The organism is Arcticibacter sp. (genome assembly GCF_053551015.1).
This window is the reverse complement of record NZ_JBMQOB010000020.1, coordinates 1-16288: the sequence shown is the minus strand read 5'-3', so window position 1 is coordinate 16288 and position 16288 is coordinate 1. Positions and strand designations below refer to the sequence as shown.

Here is a 16288-nt window from a genome sequence, read left to right as displayed (position 1 = left end):
AATTGATTTTTACTCACACTCCACAATCCACTCAATGCCATACTTATCTCTGAACATTCCGGCGTAAGTACCCCATGGGCTATCCCCAATTTCCCCTTCAATACTTCCACCCGCTGATAGCCCGACAAATAGTCGGTCAGCTTCTTCCCGACTCTCTGCGCTGATGGAGATCTTAGACCTGTTTTCGTCTTCATTTACCCGCCCCATAAAATCAGGAACGTCATTGCCAATTAATACGTTGTTTTCACCAATAGGCAAAGCAATGTACATGATTTTATTTGCCTCATTATCGGGCACAGTAAATTCATCGCTGGCTAAGTCCTTGAAACGAATAACTTTTACAAATTCTCCACCAAAAACTGCTTTGTAAAAAGTGAATGCTTCTTCAGCATTTCCATTAAAGTTGATCCAGGGATTTATTGCTCTCATAAATTCTTTTTTGGGCTTCTAACTCACACCGATGTATTAATAAGACTTGTTCAGTATTCGTATAACTTACTTAGGACTTTCAGTATCCCCACTATTTTCCTTAGCCGTCAAACGGCGGATCGCGCGCGCCTTTTGCCTCTCCTCCTTACGGGCTGATCTGGACTGGCGATATTCAAGCCAGGTTCTAACTCCATCGACGGAGCTTCCGGTCCGTATGCGAGACGTATTCTCATCATCTGAATCATCTGGGAGCATCTTATTCGCGCCACCTGGATCAGCCGACGTTTTTCCCGTAAGAACTGAATGGGTTCCATTGGGATTAACCACAACATTTCCTGCCACAACAGAATGCGTCCCGTCCGGGTTAACCACAATGTTTCCTGCTATAATGGAATGTGTTCCATTTGGATTAACCACAATGTTTCCTGTCACGACAGAATGCGTACCGTCAGGATTGACTATGATTTGGGCCTGCCCGATTGCAGAATACGAGAACCAAATTACAGAAAGACAGAAAACTCCTTTGATAAACGATTTCATCTTCATGCTTGATGAGTGAGTGCATTCTAAATATACAACAAATCAATACAAGAATGATGTTTGCAGAAAGACTAGCAGAATCCGCTAAACTTTGTACTATTTCAATCTTTTCAACTCTCCCTTTCTCTTTACCAGGTTTTTATAGTCCCATTGAATTTCTCTGGATAATCGCAGCCAGCTTTCGAGTTCCCTGGCATCTATTGCAGAAGCGCTATCGATTAAAACGGATGCATCTCTAAACTTTTTTCCCCTGAGACTTAATCGTTCGATTCCAAAGTCGGCACCGCTCCAAAACATCAGTCTAATCCCTCCTTTTTGTTTGCTATAACCCACAATAGGGTTCCCGTTCAGGAACCATACCGGATGCGAATGCCAGATTTTGCTTTCCGCTTCCTCTAATCCGCTATCGATCAGCGTGGCAAGCCGGTCGCAAATTTCCTTATCTCCGTCCGCTTGATTGTCATTGTATGTTCTGATATCGTCGTTCATTATTACAGTACATGGTTGTATGCTCGCTATCATGGTACGAACAGGATAAAATAGTGAGAACTTTTCAAATACCGCTGTCCTTCAACCGTAAAAACGAACTGATCAATTAGCAAGCTGTTCAAATTCAGTATAATTAAATAACAGCACAGAATTTACGTCCCTATGTGAGTATATGAATATACGATAAACGCTTTCGAATTGGTAATATTCCTGATTGCCTACCTTAACTTTCGCATGGCCCTTGATAGTTACGGACCTTGTCTGTGCATTTGTCACTCCGAAAAAGGCAATAAGCAGAAGAGAGCTAAAAATTATTTTCATAGAAAGGAAATTATTAGTCGCTTGATCGCTGTTCGCTAACCCTTATAATGCTTCAGAAAGATCAAGGCACCCCCGCTAGTTTATCAGTTAATTTAACTTGATCACAGTTTCTCCTAATGAATGCAGCCCACATACATGTCAGCTTTCAAGGTATAGGCATCTTTCATATATTTCCTCACTGAAGCTAATGCGCTATCAGCACTATTTTCGCTTTCGTATATGCCGGCAACAAGAGCAATAGTCTTACCAGCGGCAACTGTATCGTAAGAACTTAAATATTCTAAGCTCAGCGTATTTGAAGGAAAACGCCTGGGGAAGTAATCACCTCTGTAAATTTCATCTTCATCGTCGTCGGGTAAAGAAATAAGATCTTTTGCCACACTGTAAAATCGCCCCATGGTATCGATGGGGTTCTTCATTTTTTGCTGTAGCGATAACATTCTATCTCTGAGGCTGTAATAACTCAAACCCGTGTCAGCTATAACAATGTAGTACGATTCTACCTCATCACTGCCTAAACCGGTGTATTCAGCAGCTTCCCTTTGCTCTTGTTTTACGCTATCACCCCGCGAAAAAGTGATCTCCGCAGCATCAGAAGACGAATCCGCTACCTTAGCTTTTTGGGGCACTGTACTACACCCTGAAAGCAGTCCGGCAGTGCAAAAGATGACAAAGGATTTTATAAGTTCACGCATGAGGATTAGACAATAAATATACAACAATGCTTCCAACAGTGATCGTGGTCGCTCGAAATTTACGCTCTACTACCTCAATATTTTCAAATGAAAATTCTTCGGATAGAATGGAGTATCAGCGAGAAGATGAAAACTGCCACTTGAAGCATCAACGTATGGCACCGAAAATGGTGACCCACCAACAATTTGCCGATTTCCAACAACGCTCTTCATCCTAAAATATGATGTAAGACATTTTGCGTTAAGGTCATTCCTCTTACTTTTGGATGCATAAGCTTAAAAGCAAGTAGCCAATAAACCATATCGAAAAAACTTAATTCATAGCGCATTGAAGATAGCAGTTCTTAAAGAGCAAAAAAATCCCGAAAAAAGGGTGGCGTTAACTCCAGACGTTGTCAAGACACTGGTTAAAGCAGGGTTCAAATGTCATATTGAAACCTCTGCCGGAGATGGAAGCGGGTTCTATGACTCATCTTATGTTGCAGCAGGCGCAGTAATTGAAAACGACAGAGCATCATTACTGGGTGATTCAGAGATTCTACTAAAAGTAAATGCACCCTCACTCCATGAAGTATCACTTCTGAAGGAAGGCGCTGTAATTATCGCTTTTATGTATGCATACACTATCCCGGAAATCGTGGAAGCCTGTAATGCAAAAAGGATATCCACCTTCGCAATGGATGCAGTTCCACGGATCTCCCGAGCTCAAAAGATGGATGCCTTAAGCTCACAGGCAAACTTAGCGGGATACAAGGCAGTATTGCTGGGCGCAAATGCATTAGGAAAAATATTTCCATTAATGATGACCGCGGCAGGCACCATCACACCAGCAAGAGTATTGATCTTTGGCGCTGGAGTTGCCGGCCTGCAAGCTGTGGCCACCGCTAAACGCCTTGGGGCAGTTGTAGAAGTTACCGATGTGCGCGTTGAAACCAAAGAACAGGTAGAATCTTTGGGAGGACGCTTTCTACAAGTAGAGTCAGATGGTGTTCAAACCGAAGGTGGTTACGCTACAGAAGTTTCTGAGGCGTATTTACAGAAGCAAAAAGAACTTATCTCCAAACATATAGCAGAAGCTGATATTGTGATTACCACGGCTCTTGTCATTGGAAAAAAAGCGCCGCTACTGATTACCGAAGAAATGGTTAAAACCATGAAACCCGGTTCTGTGATTGTTGATATGGCCGTAGAAAGCGGGGGCAACTGTGAGTTGAGCGAATTCAATCAAACCATCGTTAAACATGGAATTACGTTGGTTGGCGAAGCTAACTTACCGGGACTGGTTGCAGTGAATGCCAGCGAACTTTACGCAAAAAACATCAGCACCTTATTGTTACACCTGGCAGGTAAGGACAATTTCAAATGGGACATGGATGATGAGATTACCAAGGGATCCCTGATCACCCATAACGGTGAAGTTGTGAACGAATTTACCAAAGAAATACTCAAGAAAAATAAATCATGAACCCAGAAAACTTAATCGTACTACTCTATGTGCTGGTGTTAGCCAGTTTCATTGGATTTGAACTAATCGCAAAAATACCTCCTACTTTACACACGCCATTAATGTCCGGCTCTAATGCCATTTCCGGAATTACCATAGTAGGCGCCATTGTAGCCTCCGGTCCGGATGTTTGGTCGACCAGTAAAGTCTTAGGAATAGCTGCACTTTTTCTAGCTACGCTAAATGTGGTAGGCGGCTATGCCGTTACCGACAGAATGCTTCAGATGTTTAAAAAGAAGAAATGAATCAAGACATTATAATAAAAATAGCCTATTTGGTGGCATCCGTCCTATTTATTGTAGGTATCAAGATGCTTGGAAAAACAGCAACCGCGCGCAAAGGAAACACCCTTAGCTCTGCAGCGATGTTAATCGCCGTTCTGATAACGCTTCTGGACAAGAATGTATTAAGTTTTACGGAGATTTTCATCACTATCCTTCTCGGCTCTGCCGTTGGCTTATACATCGCCAGGAAGGTAGAGATGACACAGATGCCCGAAATGGTGGCCTTGTTAAACGGCTTTGGCGGTGCGTCATCTGTTTTAGTGGCTACATCCGAATACTGGAAACTAGCACATAATCCAGCTTTAACCATGGAGCCTATTGTTGCAGTGACGGTAGCTTTAAGTGTAATCATCGGCTCGGTCACTTTCACAGGATCAATGGTGGCATTCGGCAAACTTAAAGGCCTGGTAAATGGAGGGTCTGTAACCTTTAAAGGGCAACACTTTCTAAATGCAACTTTTTTAGTTGTAATCATCGTTTTATCTGCGATGATGGTTGCCAGTCCGAACACCGAAGTCTGGATGTTCTCCCTACTAATTCTTGCATTGGTTTTAGGCATACTGGTTGTCATTCCTATCGGTGGTGCCGATATGCCAGTAGTAATTTCTCTTCTTAACTCCTACTCCGGTATCGCAGCATGCGCAACAGGTTTCATATTAAACAACCAGGTTTTAATTATCGCTGGTGCACTAGTTGGAACCTCGGGCATTATACTTACGCAAATTATGTGTAAAGCCATGAACCGTTCTTTAGCAAACGTTTTGTTAGGAGGTTTTGGTCAAACCGTAGGAACTTCTTCAAAAAGTGAACAGGAAATAGTGACCAAAGAAGTAGGTGTTGAAGAAACAGCTATGCTTTTTGATTCGGCTTCCTCTGTAATCATTGTTCCCGGTTACGGAATGGCGGTAGCACAGGCTCAACATGTGGTAAGAGAATTAACCGATCTGTTAGAAAAAAGAAATATTTCTGTGAAGTTCGCTATCCATCCTGTTGCGGGACGTATGCCAGGGCACATGAATGTACTTTTGGCAGAAGCAAATATCCCTTACGATAAGCTGGTTGAAATGGACGACATTAATGACGAATTCGCTAATACCGATATCGCGTTGATAATCGGTGCTAATGATGTAGTGAATCCCGCCGCCCGTAGCAATCCACAAAGCCCTATCTATGGCATGCCTATATTAAATGCCGACAAAGCTCGTACAGTAATCGTGTCTAAACGAAGTATGAACGCCGGCTATGCAGGTATCGAAAACGAACTGTTCGGCTTTCCAAACTGTTTAATGCTATTCGGAGATGCAAAGTCTTCTATGTCTAAAGTAGTAAGCGAACTGAAAGAGCTCTAAATAATACACGAACTTTAGGCTGACCTCCCCCGAGGTTTAGGCTACTAAAATAAAATCACATACGGATTAAACGAGATAGTCACTAAATGCCGGGCATGCTGTAGCTTGCCCAGCATTTAGAAAACGTATCACAGCAAAGCAGCCAAAACAGGCATAGGCTCATTAACAACACGTAAGATGTGATGTTGCCATATTCATCCTCATTCTGCTCCCTAACAAACCAATGAACCAATTCGGAACCCTAGTATAGCTGCCGAATTATCATATATTTAATAGATGAAAAAAACGCTACACTTTGTTCTGTTACTACTAGTCCCAATCCTCTCTGCGGCACAAGACAAAAACTTAATTATACAGCAGGCCACCATAGTCGCAAATGCTACCAAGACATTAGATTCCCCCACCATCATAAAGTACACACATGCATCTGCTATCAAGCTGGCAGGTGGAACTGACGCAATGTTGAAGTTCCTTACCTCGACCATGGGATCCATGACCGAACAAGGCGTCCAGATAGACTCAGTTAAACTGGGACAACCTGGAAACTTTTTCAAAGCAGGTAATGAAATACATTGTCTTCTCCCACAAGAGCTTATCATGAAGTATGGATCCGATAAAAAGATTATTACAAAAGGTTATCTTCTTGCCATAAGTAGCGACAATGGGTTGAAATGGACCTTTCTGAATTTATCTGAACAACTAAACAACCAAACCATTACAAAGCTGCTACCAAATTTCAACCAGGAAATGGTGCTTCCTACGGATAGTAAAATGGAGGTAGTAGAACAATAAAGCGAATTATCCCCAAAGTTTGTTGTTGCTTCTTATTAGAATATAAAGCGTAAGATATCTCTCCCAAACAGTTGTACATGCTTCCAGCATTTGTATCGCCATGGTCCTGTATAGTACCAAAAAGCAGCAGACCAAATAAAATTGGTTCCAATGAGAATACAAGAGGCGATTACTATTCTGTTCAAGATTGCTTCATATTTTGTTAGCTATACTCTTATTACCTCCTGATGCAATTCTATGCTAGCAATGGTTTAAGGTGATAAAAGGCCATAACTGAATACGCGATCCCACTCCGCCCATATATGCCAGCGCATGGTTTAGGGCGGAGACAACCTGCGGTAGCTTAGCATCACTTAATGCCTCCACATAGGCGTATCCGCTAAAGGGAAGAACAGCAACAAATACAGGACACTTAACAACCTCTCCTGTCAAGGCATTCAATATACTGCAGCTCATCTCCGGCAAAGTCTACCTGCAGCATTTCATCAGGCTGGTGATCAAAATGCATAACAGCGTTTCTGGTCTTAAAGTGCTGTTGGAGAAGCTCGCAAAACCGTGAGTATTGAAAGCCCGCAGGATACTCCCGGATATATTCCTACCAGAACAGCAGGCGGGTAACCCCGGTGCGCTTTAACTCACTTCCGAAGTATTCGGGTTAAGCTATCAAAATGGGCCTTGCGGGGATCAGTATCCTCCGGTACAACGGCTTTTGTTAAGTCCAGATATTGCTCTAGATCCTAATCACTGAAGGCTGAAAGATCATTGAAGCTAAACCCGGTCTGGCGAAACCTTCTAAATAGGACGATACGGTGCGCCTGTCAACTTAACTTCTCCTTCATTAAGACAACAAGCGCCCTGCTTTACCCTACCTTCAAATCAAATTCCCCCACCATGTTCCAATTCAAGTCCGCTAACGTTGCCAACATTCACAGCTTAAAACGATAAGCAACACGAACACTCAGGTTCTCAAGCTTTGAAGATTTGGCATAATCTTCAAACTTAATACCTGCTTCCAAGCCATTGTCAAAGCTATACCCTGCTGATACCGCATATAGAAAAGAGTTATAAACTCTTGACTCACTCCGTTCAACGCTCCCACTTCTATCAGTCGTGCGCAATATGCCTGATTGTTTTAAGCCGAAGGAGCCGCCAACCTCACCGCCAAAAAAGAACCGTTTACCCGTATAGATTCTGATGCCAGCCTTTATGGGAATTGCTGCATATCCAGAAACAAAGAACTCATCTATTTGGTCCATTCGGTTGTGGATAGCCCATCTCGTCCGATCAGACTCAAACTCATTTCGAACATACCCGGCTGATAGTGTACCAGACAACAAAGCGCCAAAATCCTTCTGCAGAAGAAGCTCTCCCCCAAGTGCGTAAGACTGCGCCCCCTTCAGGGACAACCCGCCGAACGCAGCAATGCCAAGGAAAAGATCGCTTGGCCGACGAGCCTCTCTTTTAGCAAGGATGAGGCTCTCATAACTATCATCGGCCAAATTAAGGTTTGAGTTTAAGCGTGATCCCATCATCAGATCAGACGTAAAACTTAGGCTATCAGTGCCGGTGCCATCTTTCCCTGTTGCAGATGCCAGAGAAACAGAAAATAAAATAAAAACGATAAGGTGGAATGTTTTCATGTGTGTGATCTTTCTAACAAGACAACAAGCACCCTGCCTTACCCTTATCAAACCATTAGGTTATTTTCCCGGAGTTATGTCTACAGTTTAAAACGGTAGGCCAGACGGATATTAAACTGCTTTATGTAGTTGAACCTCGCATAATCTTCGAATTTTATCCCCGCTTCTAATCCGTTGTCAAAACTGTATCCACCAGACACAGCATACAAAATCGAACTGTGAGCCCGATCCTCCTTGCGCACAGTGACTTCAGTACTTACCATATCAGTCACGGTCAGAATCCCAGATTGATTTAGCCCTACGGCTGCGCCTAGTTCTCCAGAAAAGAAAAATCGCTTACCGGTATAGGTTCTGATCCCAGCCTTAAATGGAATGGCTTTATACCCTCGGACCCGAAATTCAGTCATTTGTATTGTATTGATTGATACAAAACCCCCATCAGCATCATGGTAGACGTATCCGCCCGATAATGTACCAGACATAGAACCGCCAAAATCCTTTTGGAAAAGAATTTCACCTCCTGTTACCAAGGTTGATGGGCCATGCCAGCCGAAGCCTGCAGTTGCGGCAACTCCTACAAAAAGATCGCTTGATCGACGTGCTTTCTTAACATCGCGCTTTGGACTAAAAACTGAAGTCGTCGAGATCCCCGCTTCCCATCCAACCCACCTTTTAACAGGATTGCTATTCCCATTGTAATGTAGGGACTTAACGAACTTCCTTTGATAACCAGGTTGACTTCCCGTGTAAGAGTATTTGTTATAGGTTGGTCCTGCAACCAAATAAAGACTCTCCGTCAGCGGCCAATTCAGCAAAAGCTTAGCTTGCGCCCACCTATCATCCCAAAGCCCCGTGAACGAGAACTGATAAGCCGCTTCCGCCGATAGATAAACCTGGTCGGTAATCATTTCATCGTGCCCAACGCCCATACCAAGCGAGTACATTTTATTATTTCCCGATATGTTGGCACCAAACAACAAAGTGCTGTAAAAGCCATGCGTTCCTGTCTTAAGAGAAACGTTTGTGTTTGTCAGATCATTTGTCGACAAGGTTAATCTATAAAAGCCATTTCTGATGATATTAATCAATCCAATACTAGTACCCTCAGACCTATCAACGACGTTCACTAGTCCAATCTGAACTCCCTTCAATACCTGAGCTTTGTTATTCAATGCAGCAACTTGAAGTCCTGAAACCTGACTATCCGCCTTATTGATGAAGCCGGATACCTGAACCCCTTTTACCGTATCCAAGGCCTGATTGCTCACTCCTGCGAGTTGAATTCCCGTTACCCTTCCGCCCACAAGATTAAATATTCCAGCGAGCTGGAGGTACCTCGTATCCCGTTTATTGATATTAAAGAGCCCGCCTATCTCCAAACCATCAACGCCCGCAGTATATCCACCAACCATATTCAGCGAGAATTTATTCACTACCTGAGAACTTAGTGCTCCATGAGAACTCACTCCCGGAGTCAGCGAGATCTGGTATGGTCGGCTTGCGAAGAAATTTTGGATATTCATACTTTGCAACCGTTGCGCTGCCGTCGTGAAGAACCGGCCCACTTCCTTATTGCCAACATCCTTTTCACTGTCGTAGAGATTTCCAGCCCGCGTTCGCCTGGAGATCTCTACCGTTTTCAAAAAGTTAAGAGAGGTATCCCGATACAAGACCTTGCTGGCAGTCAGACGAACCTGGGCCAGGTTTGCAGATTTAAGCTTCAACTTGAAATATCCGTGTTCATCCGTTAAGGTAGATACGAGTTGCTCGGTTTCATAAACACTCGTGTTCACCAACCGTTCGCCTGTTCTTTCGTCAACGATTATTCCGCTTATAGAATAGCTGTTACTTTCACTGTTGATATCCGTATTAATGAACGACATGCGCCTCAAAGCCGGCCTGATAATGATATAACTGTTACGTTCCTCAAATTCATACCCCTCGCCAAGTAAGCGAATCAAGGTTCTATAAACAGTTTGACCGCTGCTGGTAAAAGACACGAGGCTATCTTTTTGAACAGTTCTGCCATTGTATGAAAAGTAGAACCCACCTTTGAGGCCGATATCCGTTAAAACAGACGCAATCGGCTGCCTGATCACATGGACAGACACTTGCCTGTCTAAAAGACTTTGCGCCAAGGCTTTATTAAAAGAAACTATAAAGAGGAACAAGAATACGATTGCGGAGATAGATCTCCCAAATCCGGGGAAACAGGACATTGATTGCGCGCTTATTTGAGTATAATCAGATCGCCTTTCTTTTCTACGGTAATGTTGAAAGTTCGGCTAATCACTTGTAGGACTTCTTCCAGAGATTCATCTTTAAAGGTCGTATTCAGTAGAAGGTTTTTAATGGCTGAGTTGCGGATTACAATGCGACTACCATACGCTTCATTCAATACCTGAACCATCCTCCAGAGTGGAGTATCATCTGCAACGAACTCCTTCGTCCGGTAGTAATTGTATAGCTGGTCAGGATTAACCATCTTTTCCAGCTCCCGCGTATGCTTAGACACGACAGTCTTTTCACCCGGTTCAAGAAAGATCTTCTTGCCATCTTTATTCACCTCCACCTTGCCAGATTCTACAATAATTTCTGCCGCCCCATCTACAAGCTTGACGTTAAATGAGGTACCCACAACCCTGATCGACACGGGTCCCGATTCAATCAAAAAAGCCCTGCTTTTATCAGGCATCACATCGAAGAACGCCTCCCCTTTCTGTAAGACTACCTGTCGGCTATCATCAACAAACCTTGAGGGATATTCAATCACACTGTTTTTGTTCAGTGTCACTATTGATCCATCACTAAGCGTATCCGTTTTAACAAGCTGATCCGTCGCAGACTTCAGGTCCCTGACATGTAGATTCGAGATGTAAAACCATGCTGCAACAAATATTAAGACAATAGCAGCAACAGCCCTCAGCCAATCCGATCTTCTCTGAAGCAGACGAATACCCGAGCGCCTTTCCCTGCCATCCTGAAGCTTTCTCTTCAACCTTTCGAGGGAACTTTTCGGATCTACCTCTTCATCCAAATCCAGCATCCTGCTAGCCTCCCAGGTCAGCTTGAATTGCCTAAACCTCATTTGATTGGCCGGATCACTCAATAACCAGATCTCAATCTCCCGAACCTGATCATCTGATGCTTCATTTAGAAGATAACTGATTAATAAATCATCGTTGATTTCCATTTTTCTTCGTTTATTACCATAACCTGATCACCAGCATCAACATAATAAGGTGCAGATAGTCTACCAGTTCCAGCCTAAGCCGCTTTAATGCCTTACTCATGTGGGCTTCAACCGTTTTGGCAGATATACCAAGTTGGTCAGCTATTTCCGCGTACTTCAGCTCTTCAAACCGACTCAGCTGAAACACGGTTCGACACTGTTCCGGCAGATCATTGATCGCTTTTTCAACATGCAGCTCCAGCTCCTGGTAGGCAAGCCTGTTAGATGGATGCTCAACCTGATCCCGCATAACAGTTGCCGTATATGACTGGTGGGTTTGCCTAACCTTCTGATGTTTTATGTAGTTAAGGCACTCATTATTTACCGCCCGAAGTAAGTATGCCTTCAATGAAGTATGGATATCCAAGGGCACAGCCCTTTCCAGGATTTTAAGGAAAACCTGATGCACCATTTCTTCTGCAAGCTCTTTATCCCTCAGGAGAGTATACGCATACCGATGTAAAGTCCTGAAGTTTTCCAGATAGATCTGATCGAAACTCTGGCTATCTGAATCTAAGTCTGTCATGAAATGTTATCTGCAAGTAGTCGGACTGCAATCTGTCTTTGATATTGACCTCATCAATTGTTAGACAATGAGACGTCATCTTACCCTTACTCAAATTAAAAAGAATTTACAGTTCCGAGGAAATTTGTTCTAACGGAACTTTGATTCTGCGGCTCCAGAGACACTGGCAAGAATTTGAGCATCCTTCAGAATTGCACGTTGTTCTTATATCTGACTGCATCAATAATTTCATTTGGCAACTTAGCTGTTCTTGCGGTCCAGATGGTTACTTTATGTCTCCTGAAGTTCCATGTACATTGACTGATTCGGCTGTCTATTGGTTTTACCTTCACCGAAAGCACTCCGGCTTGAAATTCGTTCAATACATCTGTTGTTTTAAAAGAAGAACAGTCGTTTGGTTCCGAACCAAGGTAATTCAAAGCAAAAGAGTAGTCCCTTCCGATTAGATTATCAACCGGTTCTACCGTTTTATGAAACGGGTCGTAGTACCATAAGCACATCGCCAAAGCGATCGTCAACAAAGCGTTTAGGCATAATGGTCTTCTTTGTCCTAAAATCTTCAATGATGAGCCTGCTACTTTTTTCATCGTTGATTATTATTCGCCATTGAGCCCCCAGAACACGCGTCTGGTCTCGCGGTAACTATCGTAGCTACTATGAAATAGTAAAAATAGAACGATCGTAGCCACAACGAACTGAAAGAAAATCAAAAAATGTCTAAACTGAAGGAGCTTTACCGCATGAAAAAACGCGCCAACTAACAATGCAAAAACGTCAATAAACAACAGCCCTAGGAAAAGAACTCCCGTCGAATGGCGATGTCCGGAAAGTCTGATGCTAATGAAAGTAATCACCGAGCCTGTGCAGATTTTTGTGTAAGAGGCCAAACCTAGTGCGATTAAATCCTACATCTGTTTTCAAATATAATACTAAACTGGTTAATGATCCTGCCCCAGTCCCTGATGGGCATGGTCCATTTTTTCTGGATATTTATAACGGATAAATACACGGCTTTGATGGCTGCCTGGTCGTCAGGGAACAAGTTCTTGGATTTAGTGAACTTTCTGATGCCGCTATTGAGGCTTTCAATTACGTTGGTGGTGTAAATGATCCTGCGGATTTCCAGCGGAAAGTCAAAGTAGCTGGTCAGCGCATCCCAGTTGTTTTCCCAGCTTGTGATGGCATAGCCATATTTACCGCCCCATCTTTCTGTAAAAGCATCTAAAGCGGCTCTGGCGGCCTCCCTGTTGACAGCACCATAAACCTGCTTGAGATCAGCACTGAATTCTTTACGCTCTTTCCATGACACATACTTACAGCTGTTACGGATCTGATGGACGACACAAAGCTGGGTAATGGTTTGCGGAAATACCTGAGCTATGGCTTTGGTAAAACCGGTAAGGTTATCCGTGCAAGCGATCAGGATATCCTCTACACCTCTGGCTTTTAAGTCAGTAAGCACACTTAACCAGAAAGAAGCACTTTCCGTCTCATTGATCCACATGCCCAGTATCTCTTTGAGCCCGTCATTCCTCAGGCCGATTACCAGGTAGATGCACTTGCTGATCACCTTACCGTTGTGGCGGACTTTGAACTGTATACCATCCATCCAGCAGGTAAAATAAACAGGCTCCAGGGGCCTGACCTGCCATTCTTTAATCAGATCAATCACCCGGCTGGTCACAGTAGAAACTGTACTTTCAGAAATCTCTACACCATACATTTCCCGGATCTGATCTTCGATATCACGGGTGCTCATTCCACGGGAGTACATGCCAATGATACTTTGCTCGAGCTGTTCGCTCATCCGCTGGTGCTTAGCAATCAGTTTGGGTTCAAAGCTGGAATTACGATCCCGGGGGATGGCCAATACCACATCCCCAAGACTTTCACTCTTCACTTTTTTACTGCTGTAACCATTGCGGGAATTGCCGCTGCCACGACCTTCAGGGGCATGTTTTTCATATCCAAGGTGATCGTCTAGTTCCCCCTGGAGCATCTCCTGAACACCCTGTTTGAACATTTCCTGAAAGAACTCCTGAAACTGTTCTTTGGACTTGAACTGCTTGAAAAAGTCCTTCGGTAATCCTAATTTGTTCTCTTCCATTTGTTGTAATTAAAGTTCTGCATTTTCTCTAATCACAATAGAAATGGCCTACTTTTTTTTACTTACACAAAATTCAAGACACTACCCTAATCCCACACCAAAGCCATCACCGTCACACCGGCAAGTCCCATTTTACTTTTCGCTGTCATATCCCTGATTTCTGCATCTGCTTAGTACAAACTCGATTTACTTCAGAAAGACCTTCAGCAATAGCCGGAGAACGCTATATAGAACTACCAGACATATCGCAGCAATAAAGATTGCCAATATCTTCTGATCTAACCATATGCCAAATATTAAAAGACATAAGGGCATAAACGAACTGACCCGATGTGAAAAGTTGCAATATCCTTTTACCAGCTGAATCATCCCCACCGACCCTATGATGAGCGGTATTAACGCTATAATAAAAAGGCCATACATGCTTCCGGCGTTTGTATCGCCACTCTCCTGGACGGTACCGAAAATTAGCAGCCCAAGTAAATTGATACCAACAAGAATACAAGAGTCGACTGCCACTCGGTTCAAGACTGCGTCAATTGTACGATTCAGCATATGTCGACCATCTTTAACATTAATCAAGACTACTCGGGAATAGCTCGACCTTCTCCACAGGTCTCTCCGACGTCAGGAGACGGTCCAACATCGCCAAAGACTCCCTATATTCTTTTGCTTCAGCAAGTTTAGTAAACTCAATTTCAGCACCGGCATGAGCATTTACAAATGTTTCTATCTCGTCTAGTGAAACCTTGAAAAACTCCTTTCTCCCATTGATCCGATTTAACCTTCTATCCTGGAACTTCTTATGTATTTCGTATTCTAGTTGGGGAGCATTTTCTGAATAGATGATGGCGTGAACATCAAATTGGAAAGGAACAGACGCATCACCAAGCTCCTTGATCCTATCCATCGGCTCTAATCTTCTAGTCATTCCGATTTTGTAAACGTCATCTCCAAACGAACCCAAGTTCGAGATTACGTATATGTGACCCACCTTTGTTAGTTGAGCCATGGATATTGCGCGCTCCTTTCTATCATGGGCATCAGCCAATTTCGTTTCCAGCAGTTGGATTTGTTCATTTAATATCTCTATCTCGGATACACTAGCATTTGCCAAGTCGCTTTTTGCACGCTGCAATGCTTTTTGATACCTTCGCTCCTCCTCGTCCGCCGCCTTTTCTGCCCTTTCGAATTCCTTCTGAGCTTTTTCCTCCTCGCGCATCTGCTCCCTAATTCGCCGCTGTTCTTCTTTTTCTTCGAACTTCTTATTTTCGTATTCATGCGAGAGAGCAAGCTCTTGTAGCTTTAGATCGAGAAACTCTGTCGTAATCTCAATCTGGTGTGATTCTCCTAATTTGTTTATACTTCGGAACGATTTCAGCATCTGCTCTTTTGACCTGGTAGCATTGTTCCACTTGACCTTTGCAATGAGCGAGTCGCACTCACCATTGAACGCATAAAGCATAAGCTTCGAGTACTGTTTTGTCATCTGCCTTCCCTTCGCGGCACTCCCCTCTACTGTCCAATTTGTATGGCATCTGATTGCATCATTTGAGCTTATACATTCCTTTTGCGTCCTGTAGTTCTTCTCCAGATGCCTCTTAAATTCTTCTGATGTTTGATAATCAAACTGTGGCTGATATAAACCAAACTCCATAACGTCGAGTTCGCTTCTGTAAAAAGAAACCTCTTTCTCCAAAGCTTTAAATATCTCGTGACTGCTGGAATACTTCTGCCGAAGCTCGGATAAATCATGTTGTACTTGTTTGAGATCAACCTCTCTCTCTTTTATTGCAAAATCGATGTCAACTATAGGCTTGTACTTTTTGCTGAGATCAAGAAGATCCTTTTCGTGTTTTTCGAGCTTGACAGTCACTTCCGTTAATTCGAGTCTACATGCGGCAAGTGAGGACCGTGTTCGTGTGAATCGTACGTACATAAACGTTGCTACAATGATAAACAACGCTGAAAGGATTTGAAACGTCAACATTTTAAGGCATTTAGGTAGAATAAAATTAGCGAGAATATTCAAATTATCCTTATGTATTCTGTTTGACTACTTGGTTTAATAATCTAGGCTCTTCTTCAAAAGATCAGGGTATCCGTATCCAGTATACACAGCCTGGCAAGCCCACTCAGAATAAGTACATAGAACGATTTAATAGAAGCTATCGCAAGGAGATTTTAGATGCATACCTATTCTTCAACTTAGCTGAAGTCAGGGAACATACTGGAGTATTGTACCGACCCCTTATTAGTTGGACAAAAGTAATGAACTAGTTGTGTAATATTTGTTGATATCCGCTGATAATTCAGAGGCCGGTTCAGTGATATCTTGAATTCTCTTTCTTTCTGCTCTTTTCTGCTCCGTTATGTGAAT

At 43.1% G+C, this 16288-nt stretch carries 16 protein-coding genes and 1 pseudogene; 5 read left to right on the top strand and 12 right to left on the bottom strand.

Translation table 11 applies throughout. The features are described 5' to 3' along the window. Window positions 1-9: 9 nt before the first annotated feature. From ACO1NU_RS13390 to ACO1NU_RS13375, 4 genes are all read right to left on the bottom strand, one after another. Window positions 10-429, bottom strand: a complete 420-nt coding sequence (locus ACO1NU_RS13390) for a VOC family protein (protein ID WP_448818997.1) — start codon at window positions 427-429, stop codon at window positions 10-12. A gap of 66 nt (window positions 430-495) precedes the next feature. Beyond that, window positions 496-969 (bottom strand): hypothetical protein, encoded by a 474-nt coding sequence (locus ACO1NU_RS13385; protein WP_448818996.1) that lies wholly within the window; start codon window positions 967-969, stop codon window positions 496-498. Between the two features lie 96 nt (window positions 970-1065). Next, window positions 1066-1458, bottom strand: a complete 393-nt coding sequence (locus ACO1NU_RS13380) for a DUF1801 domain-containing protein (RefSeq protein WP_448818995.1) — start codon at window positions 1456-1458, stop codon at window positions 1066-1068. Between the two features lie 434 nt (window positions 1459-1892). Further along, window positions 1893-2474 carry a hypothetical protein gene (locus ACO1NU_RS13375; protein WP_448818994.1) on the bottom strand — a complete coding sequence of 194 codons (582 nt, stop codon included), beginning with the start codon at window positions 2472-2474 and terminating at the stop codon, window positions 1893-1895. A 328-nt stretch (window positions 2475-2802) separates the two neighbouring features. Between ACO1NU_RS13375 and ACO1NU_RS13370 the strand changes: the two genes are divergently transcribed. From ACO1NU_RS13370 to ACO1NU_RS13355, 4 genes are all read left to right on the top strand, one after another. Beyond that, window positions 2803-3939, top strand: coding sequence for a Re/Si-specific NAD(P)(+) transhydrogenase subunit alpha (locus tag ACO1NU_RS13370; RefSeq protein ID WP_448818993.1), 1137 nt, complete (start codon window positions 2803-2805; stop codon window positions 3937-3939). Then, complete coding sequence (locus ACO1NU_RS13365) at window positions 3936-4223, top strand: NAD(P) transhydrogenase subunit alpha (protein ID WP_448818992.1); 288 nt, start codon at window positions 3936-3938, stop codon at window positions 4221-4223. The genes ACO1NU_RS13370 and ACO1NU_RS13365 overlap by 4 nt, the downstream gene beginning before the upstream one ends. Further along, window positions 4220-5611, top strand: coding sequence for an NAD(P)(+) transhydrogenase (Re/Si-specific) subunit beta (locus ACO1NU_RS13360; protein WP_448818991.1), 1392 nt, complete (start codon window positions 4220-4222; stop codon window positions 5609-5611). The genes ACO1NU_RS13365 and ACO1NU_RS13360 overlap by 4 nt, the downstream gene beginning before the upstream one ends. A 276-nt stretch (window positions 5612-5887) precedes the next feature. Then, window positions 5888-6403 carry a hypothetical protein gene (locus ACO1NU_RS13355; RefSeq protein ID WP_448818990.1) on the top strand — a complete coding sequence of 172 codons (516 nt, stop codon included), beginning with the start codon at window positions 5888-5890 and terminating at the stop codon, window positions 6401-6403. Window positions 6404-6643: 240 nt separating this feature from the next. Here ACO1NU_RS13355 and ACO1NU_RS13350 read toward each other — a convergent pair whose 3' ends face one another. The 8 genes from ACO1NU_RS13350 to ACO1NU_RS13315 all read right to left on the bottom strand — a co-directional run bounded on the left by ACO1NU_RS13350 (window position 6644) and on the right by ACO1NU_RS13315 (window position 15784). Further along, on the bottom strand, window positions 6644-6859 hold the full coding sequence (locus ACO1NU_RS13350) for a hypothetical protein (protein ID WP_448818989.1): 216 nt from the start codon (window positions 6857-6859) through the stop codon (window positions 6644-6646). A gap of 470 nt (window positions 6860-7329) precedes the next feature. Continuing rightward, window positions 7330-8043 (bottom strand): hypothetical protein, encoded by a 714-nt coding sequence (locus ACO1NU_RS13345; RefSeq protein ID WP_448818988.1) that lies wholly within the window; start codon window positions 8041-8043, stop codon window positions 7330-7332. 80 nt (window positions 8044-8123) lie between these two features. Next, window positions 8124-10181, bottom strand: a complete 2058-nt coding sequence (locus tag ACO1NU_RS13340) for a hypothetical protein (protein WP_448818987.1) — start codon at window positions 10179-10181, stop codon at window positions 8124-8126. Window positions 10182-10273: 92 nt separating this feature from the next. Further along, window positions 10274-11236, bottom strand: a complete 963-nt coding sequence (locus tag ACO1NU_RS13335) for a FecR domain-containing protein (RefSeq protein WP_448818986.1) — start codon at window positions 11234-11236, stop codon at window positions 10274-10276. Between the two features lie 13 nt (window positions 11237-11249). Further along, window positions 11250-11801 carry an RNA polymerase sigma-70 factor gene (locus ACO1NU_RS13330; protein ID WP_448818985.1) on the bottom strand — a complete coding sequence of 184 codons (552 nt, stop codon included), beginning with the start codon at window positions 11799-11801 and terminating at the stop codon, window positions 11250-11252. A gap of 185 nt (window positions 11802-11986) precedes the next feature. Next, on the bottom strand, window positions 11987-12388 hold the full coding sequence (locus ACO1NU_RS13325) for a hypothetical protein (RefSeq protein ID WP_448818984.1): 402 nt from the start codon (window positions 12386-12388) through the stop codon (window positions 11987-11989). 311 nt (window positions 12389-12699) lie between these two features. Next, the gene (locus tag ACO1NU_RS13320; protein WP_448818983.1) at window positions 12700-13908 is read right to left on the bottom strand and encodes an IS256 family transposase; all 1209 of its coding nucleotides are present in this window, start codon (window positions 13906-13908) and stop codon (window positions 12700-12702) included. Window positions 13909-14482: 574 nt separating this feature from the next. Beyond that, on the bottom strand, window positions 14483-15784 hold the full coding sequence (locus ACO1NU_RS13315) for a DUF4041 domain-containing protein (RefSeq protein WP_448818982.1): 1302 nt from the start codon (window positions 15782-15784) through the stop codon (window positions 14483-14485). 221 nt (window positions 15785-16005) lie between these two features. Between ACO1NU_RS13315 and ACO1NU_RS13310 the strand changes: the two are divergent. Then, window positions 16006-16140, top strand: a pseudogene (locus tag ACO1NU_RS13310) (integrase core domain-containing protein); the annotation flags it as partial. Window positions 16141-16288: the final 148 nt, after the last annotated feature.

Bases quoted from the DNA above. Each gene is read 5' to 3' on its own strand.
- ACO1NU_RS13390 (WP_448818997.1), bottom strand. From the start codon at position 429: ATGAGAGCAATAAATCCCTGGATCAACTTTAATGGAAATGCTGAAGAA.
- ACO1NU_RS13385 (WP_448818996.1), bottom strand. From the start codon at position 969: ATGAAATCGTTTATCAAAGGAGTTTTCTGTCTTTCTGTAATTTGGTTC.
- ACO1NU_RS13380 (WP_448818995.1), bottom strand. From the start codon at position 1,458: ATGAACGACGATATCAGAACATACAATGACAATCAAGCGGACGGAGAT.
- ACO1NU_RS13375 (WP_448818994.1), bottom strand. From the start codon at position 2,474: ATGCGTGAACTTATAAAATCCTTTGTCATCTTTTGCACTGCCGGACTG.
- ACO1NU_RS13365 (WP_448818992.1), top strand. From the start codon at position 3,936: ATGAACCCAGAAAACTTAATCGTACTACTCTATGTGCTGGTGTTAGCC.
- ACO1NU_RS13360 (WP_448818991.1), top strand. From the start codon at position 4,220: ATGAATCAAGACATTATAATAAAAATAGCCTATTTGGTGGCATCCGTC.
- ACO1NU_RS13355 (WP_448818990.1), top strand. From the start codon at position 5,888: ATGAAAAAAACGCTACACTTTGTTCTGTTACTACTAGTCCCAATCCTC.
- ACO1NU_RS13350 (WP_448818989.1), bottom strand. From the start codon at position 6,859: ATGAGCTGCAGTATATTGAATGCCTTGACAGGAGAGGTTGTTAAGTGT.
- ACO1NU_RS13345 (WP_448818988.1), bottom strand. From the start codon at position 8,043: ATGAAAACATTCCACCTTATCGTTTTTATTTTATTTTCTGTTTCTCTG.
- ACO1NU_RS13335 (WP_448818986.1), bottom strand. From the start codon at position 11,236: ATGGAAATCAACGATGATTTATTAATCAGTTATCTTCTAAATGAAGCA.
- ACO1NU_RS13330 (WP_448818985.1), bottom strand. From the start codon at position 11,801: ATGACAGACTTAGATTCAGATAGCCAGAGTTTCGATCAGATCTATCTG.
- ACO1NU_RS13325 (WP_448818984.1), bottom strand. From the start codon at position 12,388: ATGAAAAAAGTAGCAGGCTCATCATTGAAGATTTTAGGACAAAGAAGA.
- ACO1NU_RS13320 (WP_448818983.1), bottom strand. From the start codon at position 13,908: ATGGAAGAGAACAAATTAGGATTACCGAAGGACTTTTTCAAGCAGTTC.